The following is a 10,793-nucleotide window of genomic DNA, read 5'->3' as shown; positions in this document are numbered from 1 at the left end:
TTTGTTATAATATCCATGAGGAAAGCCCTTTCTTTGTTTTATCTGTGCACTGAAATTATAACATTTCCACTCAATGGGAGGCTTTCCTTTTTTATTGTTTCTGGAAAAATTCCCCTACCGAGTAAAATTTTACACTAAGCAAAGATTTATGCTTTTTCGAAGAGGTCTTTTTCCTTCTTAATATCTACTTTGATATGAAGTTCCTTCAGCTGCTTGTCTGCTACAGTAGACGGAGCCTGGGTGAGCGGATCGATGGCACTCTGGGTCTTCGGGAAAGCGATAACGTCGCGGATGGAGTCCAGATGCAGCATGAGCATGACGAGACGGTCAAGGCCCAGGGCAATGCCTGCATGGGGCGGAGCACCGTACTTGAATGCATCCAGGAGGAAGCCGAATTTCTGCTCTGCTTCTTCCTGGGAAATGCCGATGGCTTTGAATACCTTTTCCTGCAGGTCTTCCTGATAGATACGGAGGGAGCCGCCGCCTGCTTCTACGCCGTTCAGTACCATATCATAGGCCTTGGCATAAACCTTGGAGGGGTCGGTGAGGAGGTACTGTACATCTTCATCACGAGGTGCGGTGAATGGATGATGTTCAGCTACATAGCGGTGTTCTTCTTCGCTGTATTCGAACATGGGGAAATCGGTAACCCAGCGGAAGCAGAATTCGTTGGGGTCAATGAGGTTCATGCGGCGTGCCATTTCCAGACGCAGTTCGCCCAGAGCCTGGGCCACTACCTTCGGCTTGTCGGCAATGATGAGGACAAGGTCGCCCTTTTCAGCTTCGCAGGCTTTGCCGATTTCACGGATTTTGTCTTCACCCAGGAATTTTGTAATCTGGCATTTCAGGCTGCCGTCTTCGTTGAAGCCGATCCATGCCAGGCCCTTGGCGCCATAGTGGCCTACATAGTCCACCAGGCCGTCCAGTTCACGGCGGGGAATAGCAGCATCGCCCTTGACGTTGATGGCTTTCACTACGCCGCCATTGTCAAGAACGGAGCGGAATACCTTGAATCCTGTATCCCGGAGAAGGTCGGAAATATTGTAGAAGTGCATGTCAAAACGGAGATCCGGTTTATCGGAGCCGTAGAGATTCATGGCATCATCCCATTTGATTCTCTTGAAGGGAATTTCGATATCCCGGTTCAGTACTTTCTTGAAGACTCTCTGCATCATGTGTTCCATGAGGTCAAGGATGAAATCCTGGTCTTCGAAGGACAGTTCCATATCCAGCTGGGTAAATTCAGGCTGGCGGTCGGCGCGGAGATCTTCATCGCGGAAGCAGCGGGCAACCTGGAAGTATCTTTCCATGCCGGATACCATGAGCAGCTGTTTGAAGAGCTGCGGGGACTGGGGCAGTGCATAGAACTTGCCCGGGTTCACACGGCTCGGTACCAGGTAGTCTCTGGCCCCTTCCGGGGTGCTCTTGGTAAGCATGGGGGTTTCGATTTCAAGGAAATCGTTTTCATCCAGGAATGTTCTCATTTCATGGACAATCTTATGTCTCATAATGAGATGGTTCTGCATTTCCGGACGTCTGAGATCGATATAACGGTATTTCAGGCGTACATTTTCATCTACATCAATGCCGTCTTCCACATAAAATGGCGGAGTTTTTGCCTTGTTCAGGACGCGGAGTTCGGAAACTACCACTTCCACCTTGCCGGTCTTCATTTTCGGGTTGACGGTGTCAGCGCTTCTTTCACGAACTTTACCTTTGACTGCCAGCACGTATTCACTTCTTACGCCTTCTGCTTTGTGGAAAGCTTCTTCACCGTACTGGGGGCTTAAAACCAGCTGTACAATACCGCTTCTGTCGCGGAGGTCGATGAAAATCAGACCGCCATGGTCACGTCGGGTATTCACCCACCCTGCCAGTGTCAGTTCCCTGCCACAGTCGTTTTCTGTTACCTTACCGCATCCGCAGGATCTTCTCATCCCTGCCATTGTTTCCATATTAGAGCACCTCTTTAAAATAATTTATAAAAGAATCAACTCTTACGAGTGATGTTCTTCCTTTGAAATATAACCGGCTACCTCAGCAAAGGGAATGTCCTCCTGGGTTCCATCTGCCATATTCTTCACAGCAGCTGCTCCCTTTTCCAGTTCGTTGCTTCCGATGATGACCGTAAACTGGGAATCCAGCTTACCTGCCTGTTTCATCTGGCCCTTAAGGCTTCTGCCCTGAAGGTCCATATCGGTAAGTACGCCCAGGCCGCGCAGTTCTTCCTGGATTTTAAATCCTTCCGCCACTGCGTCTTCCCCAAGAGCCGCAATGTAGACCCTCTTCCGGGATTTGGGAGCAGGAATGAGATTCTGCATTTCCAGAGCCAGAAGGAGACGTTCCAGACCGATGGCAAAGCCGATGCCCGGTGTGGAAGGACCTCCGATTTCCTCTACCAGTCCGTCATACCTTCCACCGCCGCATACGGCACTCTGGGCGCCCAGAGGCGGATACTGGATTTCAAAGGCTGTATTGGTGTAGTAATCAAGACCTCTCACCAGCCGTGGGTCCACGGTATAGGAAATACCAAGGCCATCAAGATAATGTTTTACTGCCTCAAATTTTGCATGGCAGTCATCACAGAGATAATCCGTAATTTCCGGAGCGCCGACGGATGCTTTTTTGCAGCCTTCCTCCTTGCAGTCCAGAATACGGAGAGGATTCTTATAAAGTCTTTCCCTGCAGTCGTCACAGAGCTGATCCTTTTTCCCTTCGAAAAATTCGATGAGCTTCTGGCGGTAAGCAGGACGGCAATTTTTATCACCAATGGAATTCAGGTGGAGATCCAGGTCTCTCAGCCCCAGCTTGTGGAAAATTTCGCAGGCCATGGCAATAACTTCTGCATCAGCCAGAGGGGAAGATGCACCAAGCACTTCCAGACCAAACTGATGGAATTCCCTGTACCTCCCGGCCTGGGGACGGTCATAGCGGAACATGGAACCGATATAGAACATCTTATGTACCTGCTGATCGCCGTACATTTTATGTTCCAGATAGGCCCTTACCACAGAGGCCGTATTTTCCGGACGAAGGGTAACCGAACGGTTTCCCCTGTCTGTAAATGTATACATTTCCTTCGTTACCACGTCGGTGGTATCGCCGATACCGCGCTGGAACAGCTCGGTGGCTTCAATAATAGGAGTCCGGATTTCCTTGTATCCGTACCGGGCACATACATCCCGGATCACTCCTTCCATATAATCCCACTTGTACACTTCTTCAGGCAGAATATCATGGGTTCCTTTTAATGCCTGCATAACGACACCTCTTTATTTTTGCAGAACTACCTGCAAAGGCATTCTTTCGAAAAGGGGCTTCCCTCTTTCCGATTACACTAACAAATTAAATTGTACCATCTTACGGGGTATATTGGCAAATTGAAATTGGACGGGGCATGGACGGAGCCCCCGGCTCCTAAGGTTCAGAGGGTTCAGAGGGGAATGTTGTGCTGCTGCGCCAAAGGGAGTCCCCTCCATCGCGCCGCAGGCGCGGCTCCCTGGTTTTCCCAGCCCACCAGCTCACTATCTTACAGATTCCGGTTTTTCTTCACGCAGTCCTTGCAGTAGCCGTAGAATTTCAGCTGGTAATCCACTATATTGAAACCATTTTCCTTTTTAATTTTATCCTTCACTTCATTGAGGAAATCATAGGAAAATTCTGTCACCTTTCCGCAGCCCAGACAGATGAGATGGTGATGGGAATGGGAAAGGTTGTGGTCGTTCAGTTCGTAACGGCTTCTGCCGTCGCCGAAGTCCAGTTTTTTCAGAAGTTCCAGATGTGTGAAAAGTTCCAGAGAGCGGTAAACAGTGGCCAGGCCGATGTCCGGATTTTCATCCCGCACCATTTCATACACATCTTCTGCGCTCATATGGTTTTCTTTGCTGTCCAGGAAGGCCTGCAGGATGATCTGCCGCTGGGTGGTAAATTTATACTTATGCTCCCTGATTTTCTTTCTCAGGGTATTCATAACCGTTGATTTTTTCATATTTCGCATATTTCCTCCATCACCGTACTCGTTTATATCTGTCGTAGAACCACATGTGCTTCAGAAGAATCTGCAGCACCGCCACTAGGGGCACTGCAATCATCATGCCCAGGACACCGAAAATTTTGCCGCCGATGAGGACGCCGGCAATAATGGCCACAGGATGCACATTGATAATGCTGCCCATCAGCTTGGGCATGACGAAATGACCGTCCACCTGCTGCACGATAACGTAGAAAACGATGACCTGCAGCATGACGGCGGTTCCCTGGAGGAGGCCAAGAAGGACCGGCGGAATGGCGCCGATAATCGGCCCGATTAAAGGAATCATTTCCACAATGCCTGCCAGAAGGCCGATGACCAGTGGATAAGGAATATCCAAAGTCCACATACCGATGAAAACTACCACCGCCATGAGGGTGGAAAGAAGAAGCTGTCCCCGGATGTAGGCATTCAGCACGAAATGGATTTCCCTGAAAAGCTGTTCCAGATGGTTATGGAAGCGGTCGGGGAAAATATGGATGAATGCATTTACGAAGTACCCGCCCTTTTTCATCATGTAGAAGGTGATGAAAGGAACCACGATCAGTTCCACCACCGTGCTGGCAAAGGTGAAAATGGCAGACAGGCTGAAAGAAGCGATTTTCAGGGTGTATTCGCCGATGTCCTGCAGGACGCGGGCCAGAAGGGCCTTGGCTTCCGGCGGCAGGAGGGAGAGCTGATACTCCTTTTCCAGTTCCGGAACGGCCTGCTGCACCGCTGCCAGCATGCCAGGTACACTTTTGATGAATTCCCGAAATTCAGAAATAAAAGGCACAAAGATATGGACTGCAATGAGATAAATCACTGCAATGAAGAGTGCAAAGGAAAAGAGGATGGCCAGGTCATAGGGAAACTTTTTCCATCCCATTTTCTGCGCCTGTCCGTACACCGCATGGGCCACCGGATTTAAAAGGGTGGTAATAATCAGGGATACCACAAAGGGGAAAAGCACCGACGGCGCCGCGATGATGACCGCTGCGAAAGCGGCCGCAATGACTACGCGGAGCCAGAATTCAACGCCCCATTTCATAGGATGCCTCCGGTGAGGAAGGGATTGCTCCTCTTTTCTTCTCCGATGGTGGTCTGATTTCCATGGCCCGAAAGGACCACTGTGCTGTCAGGCAGGGAAAAAAGGTTCTTCTTAATGCTGCCGGTGAGCTCCTTCATGCTGCCGCCGGGAAAATCGGTACGGCCGATGGAGCCCTGGAAGAGGGAGTCTCCTGTAAAGACTATACCTTCCTTCTGTAAATAGAAGGAAATCCCGCCGGGCGTATGGCCGGCTGTGTCAATGACCCGGAAAGTGTACCCACAGGTTTCGATTTCATCCCCATCCTTCACCCACACATCGGCGTCATCCACCAGAGTAGGCACAGGAAACATGGAGGACAGATTTCTTTCTGCATCCTGCAGGAAAGGCCGGTCCCTTTTATCCATGTACATTTTGGCATCGGGGAAGGCGCGCCTCAGCTCATTCATGCCGGCCATATGATCCACATGAGCATGGGTAAGGAAAATGGACAGAAGGCGGATCTTCTTGTCCTGAATGGCCTTGATATAATGGTCCGGCGTAAAGGAGGGATCCACCACCAGCCCCTCCATGGTTTCCTCATTGTACAGGATGTAGGTGTTTGTCATAAATGGTCCAAGGACCATGTACATAATCTTCATCATGCATCTCCATTAAAAATTCTTTTCACTGTCCAGAAGGATGGTGACAGGTCCGTCATTTTCAAGGGCCACCTTCATATAGGTACGGAAAACGCCGGTGCCTACAGCAACCCCCTCCTTTTCGCACTTTTCCACCACCTTTTTGTACAGTTCATCCGCCTTGTCCGGCGCCTCGGCTTCCGTAAAGCTGGGCCGTCTGCCATGGCGGGCATCGCCGTAGAGGGTGAACTGGGACACAATGGACAGCTCTCCTTTAATATCCAGAAGGGAAAGATTTAATTTCCCCGCTTCGTCTTCAAATATACGGAGATGGAGGATTTTGTCGGCAATATAGTCCGCATCCTTTTCCGTATCTCCCTTTTTCACGCCCAGAAGGACAGAAAGTCCCTTCCCAATGGAGGATACTTCCTTCCCCTCCGAATCTACTCTGCACCAGTTGCAGCGCTGTACGACTGCTCTCATTTTCCATCCCCCTGCATTGAATGCATGCGTCTCACCGAATGGACGCCCTTGATTCTTCTGATTTTCGTCATAATAAAGTCCAGCTGCTGCAGATCCTTGATCTGGATGCCCAGATGCATGACTGCCATGCCGTTGTTTTCCACCTTCACATTTGCCGTGGACACGGAAAGTTTCATCTCCGTCAAAGCAGCCAGTATGTCCGCCATGAGGCCTGTCCGGTCGTAGCTGATGACTTCGATGGTCACAAGGAACATGCTGCTGGTCTGCTCTTCCCAGGACACGTCGATCATGCGGTCCTTATCGGGGAAATTGATGGCATTGGGACAGTCTGCCCGATGGACCGACACGCCACGGCCTCTGGTGACAAATCCTACAATATCGTCGCCTGGCACGGGGTTGCAGCACTTGGACAGGTGCACCACCAGCCCTTCTTCCCCCTTCACCAGGATGCCGCTGTTGGAGCGGGTTTTCACGCTCCTCATCTTCAGGTTTTCCAGAGCCTTGGCCGTCTTCTGGGCCGTAGGCTTCTGGGCATTCAGCTCCCGCTTGTAAAGCTCCGTCAGTTTCAGCATGACGCTCTTCACTGCCACACCGCCGAACCCCACGGACGCCAGCATGTCATCTATGCTCATGTTGTTAAAGGTCTTAGCCACCTGGGCCAGCCGGTCCTTGGCAATGAGCTTTTTCCACTCATAGCCTAGACGGTCCGCCTCCTGGATGAGCACTTCCTGGCCTCTGGAAATATTTTCGCTGCGGTTTTCCTTCTTGAACCAGCTTCTGATTTTGGCTTTGGAATCGGCGGCACCTACCATATTGATCCAGTCGTAGCTGGGCTTTCCTGTTTTGGAAGTAATAATGGAAACGATATCGCCGTTCTTCAGCTTCGTATCCAGCGGTACGATCTTATTATTCACCTTGGCCCCTACGCACCGGTTTCCTACCTCCGTATGGATACGGTAGGCAAAATCGATGGGAATGGAACCCTTCGGCAGATTAATCACATCCCCCTTAGGCGTAAATACGAAGACTTCATCGGAGAAAACATCCAGTTTCAGGGCATTCATGAATTCCTTGGGGTTGCTCGTATCCTGCCATTCCAGAATGCGTCGGAGCCAGCTGATTTTCGCGTCAAAATCCTTGGACCCTGCCTGCTTCCCTTCCTTGTACCGCCAGTGGGCTGCCACGCCGTATTCGGAAATATGGTGCATTTCCCAGGTACGGATCTGGATTTCTACAGGCTGTCCCCTGGTACCGATGACGGTGGTATGAAGGGACTGGTACATATTGGGCTTCGGCACGGCGATATAGTCCTTGAACCGGTTGGGCAGCGGTTTCCAAAGGGAATGGGCAATGCCCAGCACCGCATAACACTGGGGAATGGTATCCACAATGACCCGCACCGCATAGAGGTCATAAATCTGGGACAGGTCTTTATTGTCCCTTTTCATTTTCTTATAAATACTGTAGAAATGCTTAGGCCGTCCTGTAATGGCAGCCTTGATTCCCGCTTCCTCGATGTGGTCGTGAAGCACCCGCATGGTATCATTGACGATTTCCTCCCGGGCCTTCCGCTTCTGCTTCATCTGGCGCACCAGATCATAGTATTCCTCAGGATGGAGATAGTGAAAACAGAGATCCTCCAGTTCCCACTTAATATTGTAAATTCCCAAGCGATGGGCCAGGGGCGCGTAGATTTCAATAGTTTCCTTGGCAATGCGCTGCTGCTTTTCCCGCCGGAAAACGCCCAAAGTCCGCATATTATGGAGCCGGTCCGCCAGTTTGATGACCACCACCCGGATATCCTTGGCCATGGCCAAGAACATTTTACGGAAATTTTCCAGCTGCTGGTCTTCCTTATCCTTATAGTGGAACTGGGACAGCTTCGTAACCCCGTCCACCAGGAAAGCCACTTCCTCGCCGAACATCATCTTAATATCTTCCAGCGTATACTCCGTATCCTCCACCACATCGTGAAGAAGGGCGGCAATAATACCCTGGGCGTCCATTTCCAGCTCTGCCAGAATATAGGCCACTGCCAGGGGATGGATGATGTAAGGCTCACCGGTAGCACGCACCTGGGCGGCATGGGCCTTGTCCGCCAGCTCATAGGCCTCTTGGATGGCCTCCAGACTCTTTGGGTTTTTGATATAGGTTTTCACCTTATCCATGAGGCGTTTGTATTCTTCTTCCTTCTCGCCGCCCCAGTCCTTTTTCTGCTTCTGCTTCTCTACATATTCTTCCTGATGAATCAGGAACTCAGCCAGAGTAGAGGCGGAGGCATCGGTATGAATGGTTTCCTCATTCAGATTCTGGTTGAATACCCCTGCCAGATTGGTAGCCTTCACCGGCCCCTCTGCCAGTTCCTCATCCTCTATCCTTTTCTTTTTGTCCATGGTTTCATCCATTTCGTCCACCTCCCTGCATCCTGTGCTTTCTATAAATGGAAGAATTTAATAAATTCAGCTTGCCGCCGATGATTCGTTTCTGGTAGAAATCCTCTCCGTTCCGGCTGAAACGGGACAGGATGGCCAGCTCTTCGAAAACTGCCAGCGCCATACCCAGCCGGACAGGCTCGAAATCATATTTCTTCCCCATGAGGTAATGCACCTCCCGCACCGGCTTGGCCATATTGCGGAGAATGGCGGAAAGCTTCCTGTATACATCGGCCAGATAATCCCTGTCCAGAAGGCGCATATCCTCCTCACGGATATCCTTGCCGATAAGCTGTACATGCTCACCGTACCACTCATGCACCTCCGGCTCAAAGACCATATCCACCACATCCCCGGCCTGGCAGGGATTTTCTTCCCCTACGCCCCAGAAAATGGCATCCACCAGACTGTCCTTTCCCGACAGCTGGCACTTGAAATGGCGTCCGTCAGCCCCCATATGGCGGGCCGTTTCCACAAAGGCGCCCCTGATGGAAAAGAGGGGCTTCGGATTATCCGCACCGCAGGGTTCCAGAAGATCCAGGGAATGAATGAAATCAAGACTGATATCATCCATGGAGAGCTCCTCCTCCACATCCAGCACCGGAATGCAGTCCTCCTCTGTAAGCACCTCTGCCGCATATTCGTTCATGCGGCGCCTGAACTCCGGAATCTTGTCCTCTGCAATGGAAAAGCCTGCTGCCATCTTGTGGCCGCCAAACTGGAGGAGAATATCCGACTCACGGGACAGGGCTTCGTAAATATTAAAAGCAGGAATGCTTCGGCAGGAACCCTTCCCCACGCCGTCACGGACAGTAATGACGAAAACCGGACGATGATAGGACTCCAGAATGCGGGAAGCCACGATGCCGATAACCCCGGGATGCCAGTCCTTCCCGTCCACCACAAGGGCCATATCCTTTTCTATACCAAGCTCTGCTATCCGCTCCTTTGCCTGGTCAAAAATCGTACGCTCGATCTGCTGGCGGGTCATATTGATTTCACAAAGCCTTTCTGCCAGCTTTTCCGCCTCCTCCGCAGACGAAGTGGTCATAAGACGCACCCCCTCCGACGCATGGGCTATGCGGCCCGCTGCATTCAGCCTGGGCGCCAGGCCGAAGGACACCTGGTCCGCCCTGGTAACGGCAGTGGCATCATCATGGACAATGCCCGCCGCCTTCAAAAGCGCTGCCAGCCCCTTGATGGGGGTGCGGACGAACCGTTTCATCCCCTCCTTCACAAGGATCCGGTTCTCCCCTGTAAGAGAAACCACATCCGCAATGGTGCCAAGGGCTGCCAGCTCCACCGTACCGTCATAATCCCTGCCAAAGCGCTTCAGATAAAGCCCCCGGCACAGCGTATAAGCCACGCCGCAGCCTGCCAGCTCTTTGTAGGGATAGGGGCAGTCCGCCTGATGAGGATTCAGCACAGCCACACAAGAAGGCAGCACCGCCGGCGGCGTATGATGATCCGTGACGATGATGTCAAGGCCCTCTGGCGCTTTGGAAATCAAATCTGCAGAACTGATACCGCAGTCCACCGTAATAAGAAGGCTGTATCCCTCCCCTGACAGCTTTTCCAAAGCCTCCCGGTTCAGGCCATACCCCTCTTTTTCCCGCTGGGGAATATAGTAACCTGCGTCGGCGGAAAGGGACGAAAGACAGCGCATCATAATGGACGTGGATGTAATGCCGTCCACATCATAGTCTCCATACACCACGATTTTTTCATGGCCCTCTATGGCCATTAAAATACGCTCTACCGCCCTGTCCATGCCCTTCATAAGGAATGGATCCGAAAGACAGCTCAAATCATCATACAGGAAATGGGACAGCTTCTCCTCGCTGTCAATCCCCCGGTGCATCAGGATTCGTCCCAGCCCATGGGGTATATGATAGGAAGAAAAGAAAGCAGGCACCGCCTCTTCCCCCGTCCCATCGATTTTGATATTCCACTTATAATTCTGTTTATCTGTATTCATAAAAGTTCCTCAATTCTCATTACTTATTTTCCTGTTTATTTTATCACCTTTTACTCCTATTCTCAATGACTACCGCATATTATCATTCTCAATAAAAAGGCCAAAGTTGTGGGTTTGGGACTGGGGAATAAAGACTCAACGTCCCGTCTCTATGGAAGCGCTGATTAAATCGTTATCGGATTTCATTCTTGCATTTTTATTCAATGCAAGGAATAAGTCGACG

The 10,793-nt window shown here is 51.0% G+C and carries 8 protein-coding genes; all 8 read right to left on the bottom strand.

Features of this window, described 5'->3' with window-relative positions; translation table 11 throughout:
• Positions 1-146: 146 nt before the first annotated feature.
• Positions 147-1,955: an aspartate--tRNA ligase gene (gene aspS, locus B2Y11_RS04675; RefSeq protein WP_291056810.1), complete on the bottom strand. Its 1,809-nt coding sequence runs from the start codon at positions 1,953-1,955 to the stop codon at positions 147-149.
• 42 nt (positions 1,956-1,997) lie between these two features.
• The gene (gene hisS, locus B2Y11_RS04670; protein WP_291056807.1) at positions 1,998-3,260 is read right to left on the bottom strand and encodes a histidine--tRNA ligase; all 1,263 of its coding nucleotides are present in this window, start codon (positions 3,258-3,260) and stop codon (positions 1,998-2,000) included.
• A gap of 269 nt (positions 3,261-3,529) precedes the next feature.
• On the bottom strand, positions 3,530-3,997 hold the full coding sequence (locus tag B2Y11_RS04665; protein ID WP_291056806.1) for a Fur family transcriptional regulator: 468 nt from the start codon (positions 3,995-3,997) through the stop codon (positions 3,530-3,532).
• A 10-nt stretch (positions 3,998-4,007) separates the two neighbouring features.
• Positions 4,008-5,060: an AI-2E family transporter gene (locus B2Y11_RS04660; protein WP_291056804.1), complete on the bottom strand. Its 1,053-nt coding sequence runs from the start codon at positions 5,058-5,060 to the stop codon at positions 4,008-4,010.
• Positions 5,057-5,701, bottom strand: a complete 645-nt coding sequence (locus tag B2Y11_RS04655; protein WP_291056802.1) for an MBL fold metallo-hydrolase — start codon at positions 5,699-5,701, stop codon at positions 5,057-5,059. Before B2Y11_RS04655 ends, B2Y11_RS04660 begins: the two co-directional genes overlap by 4 nt.
• A gap of 9 nt (positions 5,702-5,710) precedes the next feature.
• Complete coding sequence (dtd, locus tag B2Y11_RS04650) at positions 5,711-6,160, bottom strand: D-aminoacyl-tRNA deacylase (protein ID WP_291056800.1); 450 nt, start codon at positions 6,158-6,160, stop codon at positions 5,711-5,713.
• The gene (locus B2Y11_RS04645; protein WP_291056812.1) at positions 6,157-8,328 is read right to left on the bottom strand and encodes a RelA/SpoT family protein; all 2,172 of its coding nucleotides are present in this window, start codon (positions 8,326-8,328) and stop codon (positions 6,157-6,159) included. Before B2Y11_RS04645 ends, dtd begins: the two co-directional genes overlap by 4 nt.
• A 229-nt stretch (positions 8,329-8,557) precedes the next feature.
• Positions 8,558-10,570 (bottom strand): single-stranded-DNA-specific exonuclease RecJ, encoded by a 2,013-nt coding sequence (gene recJ / locus B2Y11_RS04640; protein ID WP_291056797.1) that lies wholly within the window; start codon positions 10,568-10,570, stop codon positions 8,558-8,560.
• Positions 10,571-10,793: the final 223 nt, after the last annotated feature.

The sequence above is a fragment of the Dialister sp. UBA1703 genome, from assembly GCA_002320515.1.
Lineage (GTDB): Bacteria > Bacillota > Negativicutes > Veillonellales > Dialisteraceae > Dialister.
This window is presented reverse-complemented; position numbering and strand designations above follow the sequence as displayed.

Bases quoted from the DNA above. Each gene is read 5' to 3' on its own strand.
- B2Y11_RS04660 (WP_291056804.1), bottom strand. From the start codon at position 5,060: ATGAAATGGGGCGTTGAATTCTGGCTCCGCGTAGTCATTGCGGCCGCT.
- B2Y11_RS04665 (WP_291056806.1), bottom strand. From the start codon at position 3,997: ATGCGAAATATGAAAAAATCAACGGTTATGAATACCCTGAGAAAGAAA.
- dtd (WP_291056800.1), bottom strand. From the start codon at position 6,160: ATGAGAGCAGTCGTACAGCGCTGCAACTGGTGCAGAGTAGATTCGGAG.
- B2Y11_RS04645 (WP_291056812.1), bottom strand. From the start codon at position 8,328: ATGGATAAGGTGAAAACCTATATCAAAAACCCAAAGAGTCTGGAGGCC.
- recJ (WP_291056797.1), bottom strand. From the start codon at position 10,570: ATGAATACAGATAAACAGAATTATAAGTGGAATATCAAAATCGATGGG.
- aspS (WP_291056810.1), bottom strand. From the start codon at position 1,955: ATGGAAACAATGGCAGGGATGAGAAGATCCTGCGGATGCGGTAAGGTA.
- B2Y11_RS04655 (WP_291056802.1), bottom strand. From the start codon at position 5,701: ATGATGAAGATTATGTACATGGTCCTTGGACCATTTATGACAAACACC.
- hisS (WP_291056807.1), bottom strand. From the start codon at position 3,260: ATGCAGGCATTAAAAGGAACCCATGATATTCTGCCTGAAGAAGTGTAC.